We start from the raw sequence: 17089 nt of genomic DNA on the forward strand, positions 1-17089 counted from the left end.
GATGCCCGCAGCTTCATCTTTTCCTAAATACGCCCGCCGGAGACTCCCGAATGCGCTCACACGCGCATGGCTAACCCTTCTGATGCTCAGCGTCGCATCTGCACTGCTGACTGTGCTGCCCATCCCGCCGGCCGTCCTAGCCGGCGGCATTCTGATCCTCGCACTGGCGAAATGCCGCGTCATCCTGGCTCGTTATCTTGATCTCGCAAACAGCCCGGCCTGGCTGCGGGGATTCACCATGGTGACTACAGGATTTGCCATCATCATCTTCGCCCTCTACCTGATCTGACCAAAAAAACGCCGCCTCCGAAGAGACGGCGAAGTGTCACGCAAGGGGGCGCTTCTTAATTACTGGGCGGCCATCGGCATCCGCGCGATCTGACAGCGTTGCCAGAGGGCAGACAGCGCGCCGACAAGATGGTCGATATCCTCATCCGTATGGACGGGCGACGGCGTGATCCGCAGACGCTCGGTCCCTTTCGGAACTGTGGGATAGTTGATCGGCTGGATATAGATGCCGAACTCTTCCAGCAGCGTGTCCGAGATGAACTTGCACTTCACCGGATCGCCCACCATCACCGGAATGATGTGGCTGGGGTTTGGGATATGAGGGATACCTTCCGCATCCAAACGGGCCCGGACCTGCGCCACACGGGCTTTCTGTAAGTCGCGTTCAGTATTCGATTGTTTCAGATGCCGGATCGAGGCTGCAGCTCCAGCTGCGATAGAAGGCGGCAAGGCGGTGGTGAAAATGAAACCGCTGGCGAAGCTGCGCACGAAATCACACAGCGCAGCGGAGGCAGCGATGTACCCGCCCACCACACCGAACGCTTTGCCCAGCGTCCCTTCGATCACCGTCAGGCGATCCATCAGCCCTTCGCGTTCGGCGATGCCGCCGCCGCGCGGGCCGTAAAGACCAACCGCATGAACCTCATCCAGATAGGTCATAGCGCCGTATTTATCGGCCAGATCGCAGATCTCTTTGATGGGGGCGATGTCGCCGTCCATCGAATAGACCGACTCGAAGGCGATCATCTTGGGCGCATCGGGATCAGCGGCGGCCAGCTTGGCCTCAAGGTCTTCCAGATCGTTGTGTTTCCAGATCACCTTCTGGGCCCGCGAGTGGCGGATGCCTTCGATCATCGAGGCGTGGTTCAGGGCATCCGAGAATACGATCAGGCCAGGGATCTTTGCGGCGAGGGTTCCCAGGGCCGCCCAATTCGAAACATACCCGGAAGTAAACAGAAGCGCAGCTTCCTTTCCGTGCAGATCGGCCAGTTCGGCCTCAAGCAGCACGTGATCATGCGTGGTGCCCGATATATTCCGCGTGCCGCCAGCCCCTGCGCCGCAGCGGTCCAATGCGTCATGCATCGCGCCGATCACCGAGGGGTGCTGACCCATGCCGAGATAGTCGTTCGAGCACCAGATCCGCACATTCCGCTGGACTGAGCCATCCGTTTGACGTGCATTCGGAAAAGAGCCGCAACGACGCTGCAAGTCTATGAAAACACGATAATTTCCTTCATCCCGAAGGTCATTGAGGCTTTGGCTGAAATAACGCTCGTAGTCCATGTTACGTGCTCCCCGGAATACTGGCTTTGAGCCGAGAATAGGGCAGCGAACCAACCCGCAACATGACAATAGTCAAGTTTAGGCAACATAAAAACTATGGTGTACAACTGCCGGCTCTGGCATAGCGTGGGACAGGGATGGACCAACCGAGCGCGCGCGCCGGCAGGAAGTAACAGGGGTATTCTCTTGTCTCACGAAGCACAAAAAGCGATCGCACGTCAGTCGCTGCTGTTGCGCAGTTTACCGGAACAGCATGTGGAAACTTTGCTGAGCCACGCGATCTGGCGTCAGTATGACCGCGGTGAGACAATATTTCTGCAGGAGGAAACGGCGCAGGCGATCCACGTCGTACTGGCGGGGTGGGTTAAGCTGTTCCGTATGACACCTACCGGTGCCGAGGCCGTTGTGAGCGTCTTTACCCGTGGCGACAGTTTTGGTGAGGCCGTGGCGCTGCGCAACGTGCCCTATCCGGTCTCGGCCGAGGCCGTTTCGGCCTGTGATGTCATGCACATTCCCAGCCCAATCCTGATTTCGCTGATGAAGGAAGACCCCGAGATCGGGATCTCGATTCTGGCCGCGACCTTCACCCATCTGCACTCGCTGGTGGCGCAGCTGGAACAGCTCAAGGCGCAGACCGGTGCACAGCGCGTGGCCGAGTTTTTGCTGAACCTCTGTGACACTGATGCGGGTGAGTGCGAAGTATCGCTGCCATATGACAAGATGCTGATCGCGGGTCGTCTGGGTATGAAACCCGAAAGCCTGAGCCGGGCGTTTTCAAGGCTTAAGGCGGTGGGTGTAAAGATCAACCGCAACCACGCTGTGATATCGGATATAGCATTGCTGCGGGATTATGCCGAAAGTGATCCGGCGGAAAACTGGGGTCGGTAACCCGCCATTGCTGCCGGGTTGACCTGTTCAGACCGTCGCGCCCTTGCGGCGAATGGCGGTGCCAAGGGTACCGGCACAGACGCCAACGATGATCGCGATGATTAGCGCCATGGCTCCGACATGGGAAAATTGCCACCCGGCAAAAAGCAGTGGTGCGATCAGGCCTACCAGACCGCCCAATAGGGCCCCCAACCAATATTGGCGGGTCATCATGCCCAGTGCCAGACCCAGAATGCCGGGCAGGCCCAATACGTTGCCGCCGATGGTTCCAAGTATTTCTAACATCTCTGTCCCACCTTAATCCGAGCTTTTGTTCAGGAACGCGCGGATGTCGTCTCCTGAAGCGGCTGCGTGTTCCTGCAGAACCTCGCCGTCTATCTCTTTCGCAATCTTTTCATACGTTTCCAGATAGTTGGGTGGGAGGCTGTGCGCGATACCCTGATGGCAGTCGATACAGGTCATGCCGTTATCGATCGCGCGCTGGTGTTCATTGGCGGCCCGGGTTTCCTGAATCGTGAAGTCCATATAGTCGAAGTTGTGACAGTTACGGCATTCCCGGCTGTCGGATGCTTTCATCTTCTTCCAAACGGCCGTCGCCATAGCGAGACGATGATCCTCATACTTCTCGGGCGTGCTGATCGTGCCTGCCAGTTCGTGGTAGACATCCTTCACGGCCATGATCTTGGCTTTGATCTTATGGTTCCACTCGTCCGGGACGTGGCAATCCGAACAGATCGCCCGCACGCCCGAATGGTTGTTGTAGTGGATCGTCTCACGGTATTCGCCGAGATTGACCTCCATCGTGTGACACGAGGTGCAGAACTCTTCTGTATTCGTCAGTTCCAGCGTCCAGTGGAACCCACCCCAGAACAGGATGCCTGCCAGAAATCCGGCAAGCAGGGTGAAACCAACGCTGAGGACGGCGATCGGGCTCCAGAACCAGGTCCAGAGGCGCCGGATGAGCCCTTGTTTTTCTTGGGAGTCGGACATTTCGCGCTCTCCTTTTCGACCTGAGTTTAGTTTCCGGAGGAAGGTTCAAAAGTGTTGTCGACCAGCGGCAGCGCATCGGCCTGCGGCACGTGACACTGGTTGCAGAAATACCGTGTGCCCGCGATCTGATCCAACTCACGGCCTTCGCGGTCCAAATAGTGGGTCATCGACAGTGTCGGCGCATTGCGCTCACCGGCTTTGGTCCAGTCGTGGCACGACAGGCACTGGTTGGTACGCAGGTCGATCTGGTACTGTTCGATCGAGTGCGGAATCAGCGGCGGCTGCTGGCGATAGTTGCGCTGCATGCGGCCTTCGACTGTGCGATGCACCTGATCAAGAACGGCAGGTTCATCTACCTCGGCACCGCGCAGGCTGTTGACCCCGGCAGATTGTGCAAGGGCCAGGCCACCGAGGAGCAGCGGCGGGATCAGGGCAAGGCCCACTAGGATCGGCTTTTTCATCTTCTCACTCCTTCAAAAAGGTCTTGAGGCGCGCGGCTCGGGCGCGGCGGTTGGTTTCGGTGGCGCGACAGTCAGGGCGTCGAACCGATGGGTGAATTTGAAAACGTCTTCGGCGCAGATATCGATGCAGCGCCCGCAATTGGTGCAGTCGGGCGACAGGATCAGCGGGGTGTCTTTGCCCTTCAGCGCCGGAGAGATGACGTGGTTTTCCGGGCAAACGGCGTAACAATCCATGCAATCGTCACAGGCGGTTCGGTTGGTGGCGCTGACCCGCAGCATCGCTTTGCTGCCGATCAATCCGTAGAACGCGCCCACCGGGCAGACATGTCCACACCATCCGTGGCGCGAGACAAATAGATCGAACAGGAAGATCGCGGCGACCATCGCCCAGACAAATCCCATGCCAAAGATCAGCCCGCGATGCAGCATGGTGATCGGGTTGACCAGCTCCCACGCGATGGCTCCGGTCAGGCCGGACACGATCAGTACAGTGACCATGATCCACAGACGAGTGCCACGTTTGGGTTGCCAGCCTTTTTGCAGGCCCAGCTTGCGGTGCAGCCAATGCGCGCTGTCGGTTACGGGGTTGATCGGGCAGACCCACGAGCAATAGACGCGACCTCCGATCAGGGCGTAGGCCACCAGAACAATGGCAGCGCCAATCGCGCCGGTCAGTTCGGGCCAATGCCCAGCGATCAGGCTTTGCAGAAAGACAAACGGATCGGTCAGGGGCAGCAGGCCCAGCGTCAGCGACCCGGCCAGAGTGCCTTGCACGATCCAGATACCGAACCACGGGCCCAGCAGGAACAACACCAGAAAGAACAGCTGACTTGCCCGGCGCAGCAGCAGGTATTTATGGGCACCCAGCCAGCCTTTGGCTGCGATGGCTTCCTGCCCCAGTGGCATATGTGTGCGGGCGGTCATTGGGTGACCTCCGGCAACTTGAAGCTGGGTTCAAATCCGCCCGGAGCGACAAGGTTATCGGTGCCCGGCCCCGGTAGGCGGTCAGGCAAATCGATGATGCCTTCGACGACGGGCGCGCCTTTGGCCTCTTTTTCTTCCCAGCCCTTAAGGTAATGATCAGCGCTGCTGCCCCGGGCTAGACGGATGGGCAGAACCTTAATCGCGGCTTCAGGAAGAACACAGCTTTTCTCGCACACACCACAACCTGTGCAATGATCGGCGTGAACGGTCGGAATGAAGATTGCGTGACTGCCTGAGCGGGCGTTGTGTTCGGTCTCCAGCGTGATCGCCTCGTCGATGACGGGGCAGACGCGGTAACAGACGTCGCAACGCAGGCCGAGGAAATTCAGGCAGTTCTCCTGATCGACCAGAACAGCCACACCCATCTTGGCGTCGTCGATATTGTCCAGTCCGGGGTCCAGCGCTCCGGTCGGGCAGGCCGCGACGCAAGGAATGTCGTCACACATCTCACAAGGCACTTCGCGGGCGGTGAAATACGGTGTGCCGGTGGCCACCGCATCGACACCCAGTTCCGCCAGTTTCAGCGTGTCATAGGGACATTCCCGCACGCACAATCCACAGCGGATACAGGCCGACAGGAAGTCTTTTTCCGGCAAGGCTCCGGGGGGTCGCAAGGCCTCGGCCGGCAACGCCCGTGCGTCCCGCGCCAGCCAGGCCAGCAAGGACCCGGCTGCCACGCAGCCACCCGCTGCGCGCGCCGAGTCCTGCAGGAACCGGCGCCGCTGCGGCGAAAGGGGTGTGCCAACACGAGACATGGGGACGACCTTTGCCTTGCCAGCCTTTTACGCGCGCTCGACCTTACAGGCGCATTTCTTGAAGTCGGTCTCTTTCGACAGCGGGCACGTCGCGTCCAGGGTCAGCTTGTTTGTCAGCTGGCCTTCGTCGAACCACGGCATGAACACCAGACCACGCGGCACTTTGTTCCGGCCGCGGGTTTCAACCCGGCTGTTAACCTCGCCGCGGCGGGTAGATAGAACGATCTCCTGCCCGCGCCGCAGACCACGCTCGCGCGCATCGTCGGGGTGCATGTAGACCACAGCGGCAGGATAGGCGCGGTGCAGTTCGGGCACGCGGCGAGTCATTGAACCCGAATGCCAGTGTTCCAGCACCCGGCCCGTGCAGAGCCACAGGTTGAACTCTTCATCCGGTACCTCGGGGGCGGGCTCGTATGGTGCAAAGATGATCTTGGCCTTGCCATCCTTGTGGCCGTAGAACTTCACATCCGCACCTTCGGGCACGTAAGGATCATAGCCCTCACGGAAGCGATAAAGCGTCTCTTTGCCGTCCACGACCGGCCAGCGCAAGCCGCGCGCCTGGTGGTAAGTTTCGAACGGTGCCAGATCGTGCGCATGGCCGCGACCGAAATTGGCATATTCCTCGAACAGGCCCTTCTGCACGTAGAAGCCAAAGTGCTCAGATTCGTCGTTGTCGAACCCTTCCGCGGTTTCAGACAGCGGGAACTGGTCGATCGTGCCATTGGCGAACAGCACGTCATACATGGTCTTACCGCGATGTTCGGGCATAGTGGCCAACAGTTCCTCGCCCCAAACTTCTTCAACGGTGAAGCGTTTGGAGAACTCCATCAGTTGCCAGAGGTCCGATTTCGCCTCACCCGGAGCCTTGACCTGTTGCCGCCAGAATTGCGTGCGACGCTCGGCGTTGCCATAGGCACCTTCCTTCTCGACCCACATGGCGGTGGGCAAGATCAGGTCAGCAGACAGAGCCGTTACGGTCGGGTAGGGATCGGATACGGCAATGAAGTTCTCAGGGTTGCGATAACCGGGATAGCCTTCTTCGTTGATATTGGGTGCCGCCTGCATGTTGTTGGTGCACTGCACCCAATAGGCATTCAGATCACCGTCTTTCAGTTTGCGGTGCTGCAGTACGGCGTGGAACCCGGGTTTGGGCGGGATGGTGCCCGCAGGGATTTTCCACGCAGTCTCGCAGATCTCGCGGTGCTTGTCGTTTGCCACGACCATATCGGCGGGCAGACGGTGCGCGAAGGTCCCAACCTCACGTGCCGTACCACAGGCCGAGGGCTGACCGGTAAGCGAGAAGGGCGAGTTGCCGGGCTCTGAAATCTTACCGACCAGCAGGTGCACGTTGTACATCAGCGAGTTTACCCACGATCCGCGGGTGTGCTGGTTGAAGCCCATGGTCCACAGGCTCATCACCTTACGGTTTGGATCGGCATATTGCTGGGCCAGACGTTCGAGCTGTGAGGCAGGAACGCCGGACAGTTCCGATGTGTATTCCAGCGTGTATTCCGAAACGGCTTCGGCATATTCCTCGAAGCTGATCGGTTCCAATTTACCCGAGTTCGGGTTTTCAGCCTCTTGCTGCAGCGGGTTGTTGTCACGCAGGCCATAACCGATATCGGTGGCGGTCTTGGTGATGTTGACGTGGTTCTTGACGAAGTCTTCGTTCACAGCGCCGTTCTGGATGATGTAATTGGCGATGTAGTTCAGGATCGCCAGATCGGTTTGTGGCACAAAGACCATCCCGTTGTCTGCCAATTCGAACGAGCGGTGTTCATAGGTCGACAGCACATGCACTTCGGATCCTGGTTTGGTCAGACGCGTGTCGGTCAGGCGTGACCACAGAATGGGGTGCATCTCGGCCATGTTCGAGCCCCAGAGCACGAACGTATCGGCATGTTCAAAATCGTCGTAGCAGCCCATCGGCTCGTCAATGCCAAATGTCCGCATAAAGCCGACAACCGCAGAGGCCATGCAGTGGCGCGCGTTGGGGTCGATGTTGTTGGACCGAAATCCCGCTTTCATCATCTTGGCAGCGGCATAACCTTCCCAGACAGTCCACTGGCCCGAGCCGAACATACCCACACTGGTTGGCCCTTTCTTGGCAAGGGCCTCTTTCCACTTGGCGGCCATGACGTCGAAGGCTTCGTCCCAGCTGACGGGTTCGAATTCACCATTCTTATCGTATTCGCCATTGGTCTTGCGCAGCATCGGCGTGGTCAGACGGTCTTTGCCGTACATGATCTTGGATAGGAAATAGCCCTTGATGCAGTTCAGGCCACGGTTCACCGGCGCGTCCGGGTCGCCTTGAGTGGCAACCACGCGCCCGTCTTTGGTGCCAACCAGGACCGAGCAGCCAGTGCCGCAGAACCGGCAGGCGGCTTTGTCCCAGCGAATATCAGGGTTCCCGGCCTGAGCGTTTACTTGTCCGGTTGCAAGCGGCAAACCTGCGGCTGAGGCTGTCGCAGCGGCGGCAGTTGATTTCAAAAAGGTCCGGCGGGATTCAGAGATGGTCATGACATGGGTCTCCGGCTTTAGTTCTGGCGAGAAGCGTTAAGGTGCGGACGGGTCTCCGCGAGGTCTTCGAAATGGTGATAAGTCAGGGTCAGAGAGATCACACCCGGGATCTGATGCAGATCCATGATCGTCTCGGATGCCAGTTTTTCCGGCGTATCCTCGACCACAACAACAATGCGGCCATCCTCGGATGCCGCGTGAACCTCTGCCCCTTTTGTACCCGCAATCGTGGCCTGTGCACTCTGCGTGGTTTCGGGGGTTACATGGACGAGGCATCCACAGATGTTCATAAGGCGACCTCCTGCGTGGGCGGGGTGTGGCGTTCAAAGCTGACGGAACCGGCGGGGCAGGCGCTGGCGCAGGCGCCGCAGCCGGTGCAGGTATCGGTGTCGAGTACGGGTTCGGCGCGGCCACCGGTCTGCAATTGAAAGCGGATTGCACGGTGGTCGCAGATATCCTGACAGACACGACAACTGATACCATTCATCGACAGGCACGTGGCCGCAACTCTGGCGCGCCAGGGCCAGTAGGCGATATGTTCGGGGTTCAATGCTCCGGTCGGGCAAGCATTGGCGCAATCACCGCAGAATGTGCAGGGGCCTGCATCCAGTTGGACGACGGGGAAGCCTTGTGTGTCGAACTTGATTATGTCTTCGGGACATGCCTCGCGGCATTCGTCGCATTGCGTGCACAGCTCAAGAAACTCGGCTGCATCTGCCCCAGGCGGGCGGATGGAGTTTTGATCATTGCGCAGCACTTTTCCCTTAAGAAACGCACGGCGGCTGGCTAGCTTGTTCATTCGCTTGCGACCTTATGCATAAAGGGCAAGGAGCAGCCTCACCCCGAGTCGGGTTCTAGTGTAACCCGAACATCAGGATATTGACCTATGTCATTTTCAAAGCTGTTATTTCCCCGCAGAGGCAAAAAACATGTGCAAAAAATGCACAATTTCAGATGTGTCTATGAAACTTAAATCACGACCACGCGTTTGCGCCAAACGAATTCGCCGATTCAGGCGCGTTTTTCGCCAATCGTCGTGACGCCCAGAATCGACAGTACTTTAGCCTCGATCTGCTCTGCATCCATACCAGCGACCGCGTACATATCCGCCGGGCTGGCCTGATCGATGAAGATATCCGGCAATACCATCGAGCGATACTTCAAACCTTCGTCGAACACGCCCTCATCGGCCAAAAGCTGCGCAACATGACTGCCGAAACCGCCAACTGCGCCTTCCTCGATCGTGATCAGCGCCTCGTGGTTCGCGGCCAGATCAAGGATCAAATCCCGATCCAGAGGCTTGGCAAAGCGCGCATCGGCGATGGTGGGGGTGATCCCGCGCGCGGAAAGCGCCTCGGCCGCCTTCTGCACCTCGGCCAGCCTCGTCCCGAAGGACAGAAGTGCTACACGCGCACCTTTCTGGATTATGCGGCCTTTGCCAATCTCCAACACTTCGCCGCGCTCGGGCAAGTCAACGCCCACCCCTTCGCCGCGAGGATAGCGGAAGGCGATCGGACCATCATCATAAGCGACGGCAGTGGCAACCATGTGCATCAACTCAGCCTCATCCGCGGCGGCCATGACAACCATGCCCGGAAGGTTGGCCAAGTAAGCAATATCAAACGATCCCGCATGGGTCGCGCCGTCGGCTCCGACCAAACCAGCACGGTCGACTGCAAAGCGCACCGGCAAGCGTTGGATGGCTACGTCATGTACCACCTGATCGTAGCCACGCTGCAGGAAAGTGGAATACATTGCACAGAACGGCTTCATCCCGCCGGCGGCCAGCGCAGCCGAGAATGTCACACCATGCTGTTCGGCAATCGCCACATCAAAACACCGCGAAGGGTAGCGCTCAGCAAACAGGTTCAGCCCAGTCCCATCCGGCATTGCAGCGGTGACCGCGACGATCTTGTCATCCCGCGCCGCTTCCTCGACCAGGGTCTTGCCAAAGACCGAGGTGTAAGACGGCGCGTTGGATGGTGCCTTTTTCTGCTCACCCGTCACTACGTCGAACTTCGCGGTTGCATGACCCTTGTCGCGCGCCTGTTCGGCAGGGGCATAACCCTTGCCCTTTTTGGTCAATACGTGGATCAGGATCGGACCTGTCGCTTTGGCCTTGACCGCACGCAGGACCGGCAACAACTGGTCCAGATCATGCCCGTCGATGGGGCCGAGGTAAGAAAAGCCCAATTCCTCAAACAACGTCCCGCCCATGGCCATGCCCTTTAGCATGTCCTTGGCGCGCTTTGCCCCCTCGCGAAAAGGTTCAGGCAATAGGGATACTGCGCCCTTGGCGGCTGCTTTCAGATCGTGGAACGGCTCTTCGGCATAGATACGCGATAGGTAGTTGGACAGAGCACCCACGGGTGGCGCAATGCTCATCTCGTTGTCGTTCAGGATCACGATCAGGCGTTTGTTCAGATGCCCTGCATTGTTCATCGCCTCAAATGCCATGCCCGCAGACATCGAGCCATCGCCGATTACTGCTATCGCATCGCCGAGACCTTCGGGCGTCACACCGCCCAGATCACGAGCCACTGCAAACCCCAGCGCGGCGCTGATCGAAGTGCTGGAATGGGCCGCGCCAAACGGGTCATATGGGCTTTCGCTGCGCTTGGTAAATCCGCTCAGGCCATCTTTCATGCGCAGGGTGCGAATCCGATCGCGGCGCTCGGTCAGAATCTTGTGCGGATAGCACTGGTGACCGACGTCCCAAATGATCTTGTCTCTCGGAGTATCGAACACAGCGTGCAGCGCTGTGGTCAGCTCGACCACTCCCAAACCTGCCCCCAGATGTCCGCCCGTGACAGACACAGCCGAGACCGTTTCTGACCGCAGCTCATGCGCCACTTGATGCAGCTGCGCATCCGTGAATTGCTTGAGGTCCGCAGGGCGGTTCACAAGATCCAGCAGAGGCGTATTCGGGCGGTCTGACATTTGGCGTTCCTGGCTTAGCTGTCCCGGGCAATAACGAAGCGGGCAGCCTGCTTCAAGGTTTCAGCTTTTGAACCATATTCATCCAACGCAGCACAAGCCTGATCCACAAGCTCAGCGGCACGGGATTTAGCCGCATCCAGGCCAAGAAGCGAGACAAAAGTCGCCTTGCCCGCCTCTGCATCCTTCTGCAAGCGCTTTCCTGCCTTTTCGGCATCTCCTTCGACATCCATGATGTCATCCGCGATCTGAAAGGCAAGCCCAAGCGCTTGGGCATATTGGCGCAAGGGGGTGGGATCAGCCTGCGCCAGCCGTGCGCCTGCACAGGCGGACCATTCGATCAACGCGCCGGTCTTGCCCGCTTGCAGTTGCGTAATCTCATCCAGTGTCAGTGGCCCTGCTGCCGTCTCCGCCGCAATATCCAGCGCCTGACCCAGAACCATACCCTGCGCGCCGCTCGCTTTTGCCAGTGTTAGAGTCAGTTCGGCGCGTATTTCAGCATTTCCGACCTCTGGCCGCACGCAAAGCTCAAATGCAAGTGTCTGCAGCGCATCCCCGGCCAGAACGGCCGTCCCGTCATCCCATTTCACATGAACCGTGGGGCGACCGCGCCTCAGGTCATCATCATCCATGCAGGGCAGGTCGTCATGAACCAGCGAGTATGCATGCAGCGCTTCGATCCCCGTCGCTGGCCAGATCGCCCGAGCCGCATCGATGCCATGCAACCGAGCACTTTCCAGCACCAGAAACCCTCGCAGACGCTTGCCGCCTTGCGTGGCATAGGTCATCGCGCGGGTCACATCCAGTTCATCCAGCGCGCTCAGAACCAGATCAAAATGGCTCTGAATCAGCGCGGCATCCTGTGCCAGCTTTTCACGAAACATTTACTGACCTTCGACAGGCGTCGTCCCGGTTGGCTGGCCATCTGCGTCCAAAGTGATCGCGGCCACCTTTTCCTCGGCGCGCTTCAGCTCATCCTCACAGCGTTTCTTCAACGCCGCACCCCGCTCATACAAAGCGATCGACTGATCCAGCGCCACATCCCCTCGTTCCAGCTGGCCCACCACGGCCTCAAGCTCTTTCATCGCCTGTTCAAAGGTCATCTGTTCGACTGGGGTATCGGTCATTGTGCTGCCTTCATCAATTCTTCCACATGGGCGCGTGTCGCCTCGGCCAATGCGTTCAGATCATACCCGCCTTCCAGAGTCGAGACGATACGCCCATCACACACTTCATCAGCAATCTTGCACAGCTCCGCCGTGATCCAGGCGAAATCACCCGTGGACCAGTTAAGATTTGCCAACGGATCATCCTGATGGGCATCAAACCCGGCGGAGACAATAATTAGTTCCGGCTTGAAAGCGCGCAGTCGTGGAAAAGCTTGCGCCTCATAAGCGGCTCGCATCTCCGCTCCGCCTGTGCCCGGTGCCAAAGGAATATTCAAAACCGTCTCATAAGCGCCGGTTTCGTCAGTACGGCCAGAGCCGGGCCATAACGGCATCTGCTGACTGGTGATCACCAGCGCGCGCTTTTCGTCCCACAGCAAATCCTGCGTGCCATTGCCATGATGAACATCGAAATCCACCACTGCCACGCGGTTCAACCCGTGATGATCCAGTGCATGCTTTGCAGCCAACGCGGCATTGCCAAACAGACAGAACCCCATGGCCGCTTCCGTCTCGGCATGGTGGCCTGGCGGTCGTATCGCACAGAACGCATTCGGTGCTTCACCGCCCAGTACCAGATCGACTGCTCGCACCACCGCACCTGCCGCGCGATAGGCCGCATCAACAGATCCTGGAGACATGAATGTATCCCCATCAATCTGCTTGAACCCATCCGAGGGCCTTTGGTCAAGAATATCACTGATATGGCTCTGCGGATGAACTCGTAGCAAATCATCATCCGCCGCCAACGGCGCTGTCACACGCTGCAAATCCAAATCCTCAAGCGCATGAAGGATATGTTCCAACCGCGCCACCCGCTCTGGATGCCCCTCCGGTGTCGCATGGTTCAGGCAATCTGCGTGGGTCAGCAAAGCGGTTTTCATCAGGATCCCATCTTCATCTGGCTAAAAATATCCTCGCCCAAGGCCTAAAAACGCCGCGCAGCGGCTCATCAGTCCGGCGCCAGCATATAGCCCGCACCGCGCACAGTCTGCAGATACCGAGGTTGTTTCGGATCCTGCTCCAGCTTCCGACGCAAGCGGGTGATCTGCACGTCCACCGCACGTTCCTGCGCCTGTCCCTTGTCGCGCCCCAGGTCCTCGACCAGCTTGGCACGGCTAATCGGTTCGCCGGGCTGGGCCGAGAATATCTTCATCAACTGGCTTTCCGTTGCAGTCAGGCGCACTGGGTCTTCGCCCTGCCACATCTCTCCCCGCTCGATATCGTAGCGAATTGGTCCAAGATGCAGAATCTTGGCCACTGCGTCGTGCGCGGGCGTTTCCGGCATCCGGCGCAGAATGGCATTGATCCTAAGTAGCAACTCTTTGGGTTCGAACGGCTTCGCCAAGTAGTCATCCGCTCCGGCTTCCAAACCAGCAATCCGATGCTCGGTTTCGCCCTTTGCCGTCAGCAACAAGATCGGGGTGGAATGCGTTTCGCGCAAGGCCCGGGTCAGGCTGACGCCATCCTCGCCGGGCATCATCACATCCAGCACAATCATATCAAAATCCAACCCTGACAACACCCGCCGCGCATGGGCCGCGTCGCGCGCAGAAGTCACCAAGAACCCGCTGCGCATCAGGAATTTCTTGAGCAAATCGCGAATGCGCTCGTCATCGTCGACGATCAGAAGATGGGCGTCCATTTCGCTCATGAAGTCGTATCCCGCAGTTTTGTATATGCACGACGCATATCAGCATCCATCATCGCTTCAAGCACTTTGCGAAACCCGGCCACTGCTTCGGGGCCCGCATCTTTGTAGGCCGCGCGCATCCGGGCGCGCTGGGCGTCGGAGAGTTTGGCCTCTAACGCCTTCCCCTTATCCGTCAGAAATAGGTGGCGTTCACGTTTGTCCACTGTTCCGACTCGGCTTTCGACCAGACCATCTTCGATGAGGCTACGCAGAACGCGGTTCAGCGATTGTTTGGTAACACCCAATATGGCCAGCAGGTTGTTGACCGTTGTCCCCGGCGCGCGGTTGATGAAGTGGATGGCCCGGTGATGCGCCCGACCATAGGCCAATTCAGTCAGGATACGATCAGGATCGGCGGTAAAACCGCGATAGGCAAAAAACATAGCCTCAATGCCCTGCCTCAGTTGCTCATCTGTCAGAAACAACAGGCTTTCTCCGCCAAATACCGGGGCGGGACGGATGTCGGACATGTCGGACCTCATACTCAGTATGATCTGACTTTATGTCAGCCTTATTGACATTCCAAGAGCGCACAGGTATCGAATCGCAGTTTTTGCGCAACATTATGTCCGGATCGGACTTAATTGGCGCAACATTTGGAAATACAGCCCGGCTCAGGAGGTTTCGCATGGCGGGATATGACGATCGCGACGGTGTCATCTGGATGGATGGCGAACTGGTGCCCTGGCGCGAAGCCAATGTGCACATTCTGTCCCACGCGATGCACTATGCGTCCTCCGTGTTTGAGGGTGAGCGCGCCTATAACGGTAAGATCTTCAAAAGCCGCGAACATTCGGAACGCCTGATTGCCTCGGCTGAGGCGCTGGATATGCCGATGCCCTACTCGGTCGATGAGATCGAGGCCGCCAAGGAAGAGGCGCTGAAAGCTAGCGGACTTCAGGATGCTTATGTGCGGGCGCTGGTCTGGCGTGGCTCGGGCGAGGACATGGGTGTCGCTTCCGCCAAGAACCCCGTTCGGATGGCCATCGCTGTTTGGCCTTGGGGTGCGTATTACGGTGATGCCAAGATGCAAGGTGCCAAGCTGGACATCGCCGAATGGAAACGACCCAGCCCGGAAACCATTCCGGTACATGCCAAGGCAGCGGGTCTTTACATGATCTGCACCATTTCAAAGCATAAGGCCGAAGCTAAAGGCTGCTCGGACGCTTTGTTCATGGATTACAACGGAAACGTGGCCGAGGCGACGGGTGCCAACGTCTTCTTCGTCAAGGATGGTGAAGTGCACACCCCACTGGCCGATTGCTTCCTAAACGGCATCACCCGTCAGACGGTCATCCAGATGCTGAAAGACAAGGGCGTCACTGTCCACGAACGCCGCATCAGACCCGAAGAAATGGCAGATTTCGAACAGTGTTGGCTGACTGGCACAGCGGCCGAAGTCACGCCGGTCGGGCAAATCGGTGACTATACGTTTGAAGTAGGCGAGCTGACCCGCGAAATCGCCGAAGACTACGAAAAGCTGGTCCGCGCGTAAGTTAATACCGCTTTGAACCCCCGCTCAGGCGGGGGTTTTGATCGCAGGTCGTGCAAATTTTTGTGCAGATCGTCCCGAGATATGGACGCCTGCGTGTGAGACCGTATTCTTGATCTATGTTGGATCTTCTCAGCGATATTCTCACCCGCCTGTCTCTTCGTGGTACATTTTACTTTCGCACATCCTTTACCCCTCCGTTCGGGATACAGGTGCCGAGCTACGAGAACGTGGCCCGCTTTCACTTTGTTCAGCGCGGTGAGCTTAAGGTTTACCTGTCTGCAACTGGCGAGACGCTGCGGTTGCGGCAGGGCGACCTGATCTTGATCCCACATGGCGCGTCACACGCGCTGCTGTGCAACGAGGTCAAACCCTATGACGCTCTGCCACTTGAGCAGGTGTTGGATCAGTCCGGCTACAACGGCGACGGTGTGCTGGTCTATGGCGGGGCAGAAGAAGAACGCGATACGCAGCTGATCTGCGGTCATTTCTCGTTTACGGGACCCGCCGGTCGGAAAGGGACTGGGCATATGCTGATCGATCGGCTGCCGCCCTATATTCTGATCGAGAATTACGGGGAGGACGCTGGCACCTGGATTGAGGCGACCCTGCGCATGATCGGATCAGAGGTGTCCGGCGCACGCATTGGCGGCGATTTAATTGCTTTGAAACTGTCTGAAGTGCTGTTTGCGCAAGCAATACGGGCCTATCTGGAACACCAAAGCCCGGATGATGCCGCGCTGGCCGGGTTTGCCGACCCGCGCATCTCGCGGGCGCTGACGGCATTTCATCAGTCCCCCGCACAGGAGTGGAGTGTTGCCTCACTCGCGCGCGAGGCAGCGATGTCGCGCACCGCGTTTGCCCAGCTTTTTGCCCAGAAGATGGGAACAACTCCGATACAATATCTGACAGATTGGCGGATGCAGATAGCCTGTCATGGGTTGACCGAAAACCGCTGGAATGTTGCGGATGCGGCTGCCGAGGTGGGGTATGCCTCTGAGGCCGCGTTTTCGCGCGTGTTCAAGAAGCAGGTTGGCGTATCTCCCGCCGCCTATCGGGCACTGCACTGAACGTTTAGTATTTCGAACGATCTGCAAAGTTTATCAAACGACCAAGTATACTCCGTTCGGATCGCTGCTCCTATCCTTTAGCCATCACTGATTAAGGAAAGGAAGTTGAAATGTCCCTGCGTTTTGTCACCCGCTCTGTCCATGCGTATCTCGACTACCCAGTTGCGATTGCGCTGATGGTGTTGCCCTTTGTTCTAGGGCTTGGTCAGTCCAACCCCTTGGCACTCTGGCTGTCCGTGTTTACAGGCGTGGCCGCCTTCGTATTGACTATTCTGACAGATCATCATCTCGGAATCTGGAGGGTGCTGTCCTACAAGTTCCACCTCGCTGTAGATCTTCTTGTTGGTATTGCCTTTCTGATGGCGCCCAGCCTGCTTGGATTTTCCGGCATTGACGCCCTGTTCTACTGGATAAACGGTGCCGCTGTTGTCGCGGTCATATCGCTTAGTGCGCCCGAAAAAGATGTTGTTGTCTGACCGAATACCAAATCTGTAAATCATTGATGGGCCGTGCGGATTTCTGCGTGGCCCTCTTCCTTTTTCGGCTCTAATAAGGCGATTT

Annotated in this window: 20 protein-coding genes; 5 read left to right on the top strand and 15 right to left on the bottom strand. The window is 58.1% G+C overall.

Features of this window, described 5'->3' with window-relative positions:
• The first annotated feature begins 1 nt into the window (after position 1).
• The gene (locus AC2FI7_RS18720; protein WP_037321969.1) at positions 2 to 289 is read left to right on the top strand and encodes a cytochrome C oxidase subunit IV family protein; all 288 of its coding nucleotides are present in this window, start codon (positions 2 to 4) and stop codon (positions 287 to 289) included.
• Positions 290 to 348: 59 nt separating this feature from the next.
• On the opposite strand, the gene hemA is transcribed toward AC2FI7_RS18720, so the two are convergent.
• Positions 349 to 1572 (bottom strand): 5-aminolevulinate synthase, encoded by a 1224-nt coding sequence (hemA, locus tag AC2FI7_RS18725; protein ID WP_496815712.1) that lies wholly within the window; start codon positions 1570 to 1572, stop codon positions 349 to 351.
• Between the two features lie 186 nt (positions 1573 to 1758).
• Between hemA and AC2FI7_RS18730 the strand changes: the two genes are divergently transcribed.
• Complete coding sequence (locus tag AC2FI7_RS18730) at positions 1759 to 2460, top strand: Crp/Fnr family transcriptional regulator (protein WP_010443116.1); 702 nt, start codon at positions 1759 to 1761, stop codon at positions 2458 to 2460.
• Between the two features lie 27 nt (positions 2461 to 2487).
• On the opposite strand, the gene AC2FI7_RS18735 is transcribed toward AC2FI7_RS18730, so the two are convergent.
• From AC2FI7_RS18735 to AC2FI7_RS18800, 14 genes are all read right to left on the bottom strand, one after another.
• Positions 2488 to 2745, bottom strand: coding sequence for a hypothetical protein (locus AC2FI7_RS18735; RefSeq protein ID WP_010443117.1), 258 nt, complete (start codon positions 2743 to 2745; stop codon positions 2488 to 2490).
• Positions 2746 to 2757: 12 nt separating this feature from the next.
• Complete coding sequence (locus AC2FI7_RS18740) at positions 2758 to 3450, bottom strand: NapC/NirT family cytochrome c (RefSeq protein WP_170471354.1); 693 nt, start codon at positions 3448 to 3450, stop codon at positions 2758 to 2760.
• Positions 3451 to 3476: 26 nt separating this feature from the next.
• Positions 3477 to 3911 carry a nitrate reductase cytochrome c-type subunit gene (locus AC2FI7_RS18745; protein WP_170398181.1) on the bottom strand — a complete coding sequence of 145 codons (435 nt, stop codon included), beginning with the start codon at positions 3909 to 3911 and terminating at the stop codon, positions 3477 to 3479.
• A 12-nt stretch (positions 3912 to 3923) separates the two neighbouring features.
• The gene (napH, locus tag AC2FI7_RS18750; protein ID WP_496815713.1) at positions 3924 to 4835 is read right to left on the bottom strand and encodes a quinol dehydrogenase ferredoxin subunit NapH; all 912 of its coding nucleotides are present in this window, start codon (positions 4833 to 4835) and stop codon (positions 3924 to 3926) included.
• Positions 4832 to 5650, bottom strand: coding sequence for a ferredoxin-type protein NapG (napG, locus tag AC2FI7_RS18755; protein WP_010443121.1), 819 nt, complete (start codon positions 5648 to 5650; stop codon positions 4832 to 4834). Before napG ends, napH begins: the two co-directional genes overlap by 4 nt.
• A gap of 27 nt (positions 5651 to 5677) precedes the next feature.
• Positions 5678 to 8170: a nitrate reductase catalytic subunit NapA gene (napA, locus tag AC2FI7_RS18760; protein WP_010443122.1), complete on the bottom strand. Its 2493-nt coding sequence runs from the start codon at positions 8168 to 8170 to the stop codon at positions 5678 to 5680.
• A gap of 17 nt (positions 8171 to 8187) precedes the next feature.
• A complete protein-coding gene (locus tag AC2FI7_RS18765) occupies positions 8188 to 8460 on the bottom strand; it encodes a chaperone NapD (RefSeq protein ID WP_010443123.1) in 273 nt (90 codons plus the stop codon).
• Positions 8457 to 8969: a ferredoxin-type protein NapF gene (gene napF, locus AC2FI7_RS18770; protein ID WP_010443124.1), complete on the bottom strand. Its 513-nt coding sequence runs from the start codon at positions 8967 to 8969 to the stop codon at positions 8457 to 8459. Before napF ends, AC2FI7_RS18765 begins: the two co-directional genes overlap by 4 nt.
• Before the next feature lie 212 nt (positions 8970 to 9181).
• On the bottom strand, positions 9182 to 11110 hold the full coding sequence (dxs, locus tag AC2FI7_RS18775; RefSeq protein WP_010443125.1) for a 1-deoxy-D-xylulose-5-phosphate synthase: 1929 nt from the start codon (positions 11108 to 11110) through the stop codon (positions 9182 to 9184).
• A 14-nt stretch (positions 11111 to 11124) separates the two neighbouring features.
• The gene (locus AC2FI7_RS18780) at positions 11125 to 11991 is read right to left on the bottom strand and encodes a polyprenyl synthetase family protein (RefSeq protein WP_010443126.1); all 867 of its coding nucleotides are present in this window, start codon (positions 11989 to 11991) and stop codon (positions 11125 to 11127) included.
• Entirely contained in the window at positions 11992 to 12234 is a 243-nt protein-coding gene (locus AC2FI7_RS18785; protein ID WP_010443127.1) for an exodeoxyribonuclease VII small subunit, read from the bottom strand.
• A complete protein-coding gene (locus tag AC2FI7_RS18790; RefSeq protein WP_010443128.1) occupies positions 12231 to 13157 on the bottom strand; it encodes a histone deacetylase family protein in 927 nt (308 codons plus the stop codon). The genes AC2FI7_RS18785 and AC2FI7_RS18790 overlap by 4 nt, the downstream gene beginning before the upstream one ends.
• Positions 13158 to 13225: 68 nt before the next feature.
• The gene (locus tag AC2FI7_RS18795) at positions 13226 to 13927 is read right to left on the bottom strand and encodes a response regulator (RefSeq protein ID WP_010443129.1); all 702 of its coding nucleotides are present in this window, start codon (positions 13925 to 13927) and stop codon (positions 13226 to 13228) included.
• Complete coding sequence (locus AC2FI7_RS18800; protein WP_010443130.1) at positions 13924 to 14436, bottom strand: MarR family winged helix-turn-helix transcriptional regulator; 513 nt, start codon at positions 14434 to 14436, stop codon at positions 13924 to 13926. The genes AC2FI7_RS18795 and AC2FI7_RS18800 overlap by 4 nt, the downstream gene beginning before the upstream one ends.
• Positions 14437 to 14594: 158 nt before the next feature.
• On the opposite strand from AC2FI7_RS18800, the gene AC2FI7_RS18805 reads away from it, so the two are divergent.
• The 3 genes from AC2FI7_RS18805 to AC2FI7_RS18815 all read left to right on the top strand — a co-directional run bounded on the left by AC2FI7_RS18805 (position 14595) and on the right by AC2FI7_RS18815 (position 17004).
• Complete coding sequence (locus AC2FI7_RS18805; RefSeq protein WP_010443131.1) at positions 14595 to 15461, top strand: branched-chain amino acid aminotransferase; 867 nt, start codon at positions 14595 to 14597, stop codon at positions 15459 to 15461.
• 116 nt (positions 15462 to 15577) lie between these two features.
• Positions 15578 to 16528, top strand: coding sequence for an AraC family transcriptional regulator (locus AC2FI7_RS18810; RefSeq protein ID WP_010443132.1), 951 nt, complete (start codon positions 15578 to 15580; stop codon positions 16526 to 16528).
• A gap of 110 nt (positions 16529 to 16638) precedes the next feature.
• Positions 16639 to 17004, top strand: coding sequence for an SPW repeat domain-containing protein (locus AC2FI7_RS18815; protein ID WP_010443133.1), 366 nt, complete (start codon positions 16639 to 16641; stop codon positions 17002 to 17004).
• The last annotated feature ends 85 nt before the right edge of the window (positions 17005 to 17089 follow it).

This window comes from Ruegeria sp. YTSA064, assembly GCF_059610325.1.

Coding starts and splice junctions, on each gene's coding strand:
- AC2FI7_RS18720 (WP_037321969.1), top strand. CDS start 2: ATGCCCGCAGCTTCATCTTTTCCTAAATACGCCCGCCGGAGACTCCCG.
- hemA (WP_496815712.1), bottom strand. CDS start 1,572: ATGGACTACGAGCGTTATTTCAGCCAAAGCCTCAATGACCTTCGGGAT.
- AC2FI7_RS18735 (WP_010443117.1), bottom strand. CDS start 2,745: ATGTTAGAAATACTTGGAACCATCGGCGGCAACGTATTGGGCCTGCCC.
- AC2FI7_RS18740 (WP_170471354.1), bottom strand. CDS start 3,450: ATGTCCGACTCCCAAGAAAAACAAGGGCTCATCCGGCGCCTCTGGACC.
- AC2FI7_RS18745 (WP_170398181.1), bottom strand. CDS start 3,911: ATGAAAAAGCCGATCCTAGTGGGCCTTGCCCTGATCCCGCCGCTGCTC.
- napH (WP_496815713.1), bottom strand. CDS start 4,835: ATGACCGCCCGCACACATATGCCACTGGGGCAGGAAGCCATCGCAGCC.
- napG (WP_010443121.1), bottom strand. CDS start 5,650: ATGTCTCGTGTTGGCACACCCCTTTCGCCGCAGCGGCGCCGGTTCCTG.
- napA (WP_010443122.1), bottom strand. CDS start 8,170: ATGACCATCTCTGAATCCCGCCGGACCTTTTTGAAATCAACTGCCGCC.
- AC2FI7_RS18765 (WP_010443123.1), bottom strand. CDS start 8,460: ATGAACATCTGTGGATGCCTCGTCCATGTAACCCCCGAAACCACGCAG.
- napF (WP_010443124.1), bottom strand. CDS start 8,969: ATGAACAAGCTAGCCAGCCGCCGTGCGTTTCTTAAGGGAAAAGTGCTG.
- dxs (WP_010443125.1), bottom strand. CDS start 11,110: ATGTCAGACCGCCCGAATACGCCTCTGCTGGATCTTGTGAACCGCCCT.
- AC2FI7_RS18780 (WP_010443126.1), bottom strand. CDS start 11,991: ATGTTTCGTGAAAAGCTGGCACAGGATGCCGCGCTGATTCAGAGCCAT.
- AC2FI7_RS18785 (WP_010443127.1), bottom strand. CDS start 12,234: ATGACCGATACCCCAGTCGAACAGATGACCTTTGAACAGGCGATGAAA.
- AC2FI7_RS18790 (WP_010443128.1), bottom strand. CDS start 13,157: ATGAAAACCGCTTTGCTGACCCACGCAGATTGCCTGAACCATGCGACA.
- AC2FI7_RS18795 (WP_010443129.1), bottom strand. CDS start 13,927: ATGAGCGAAATGGACGCCCATCTTCTGATCGTCGACGATGACGAGCGC.
- AC2FI7_RS18800 (WP_010443130.1), bottom strand. CDS start 14,436: ATGTCCGACATCCGTCCCGCCCCGGTATTTGGCGGAGAAAGCCTGTTG.
- AC2FI7_RS18805 (WP_010443131.1), top strand. CDS start 14,595: ATGGCGGGATATGACGATCGCGACGGTGTCATCTGGATGGATGGCGAA.
- AC2FI7_RS18810 (WP_010443132.1), top strand. CDS start 15,578: ATGTTGGATCTTCTCAGCGATATTCTCACCCGCCTGTCTCTTCGTGGT.
- AC2FI7_RS18815 (WP_010443133.1), top strand. CDS start 16,639: ATGTCCCTGCGTTTTGTCACCCGCTCTGTCCATGCGTATCTCGACTAC.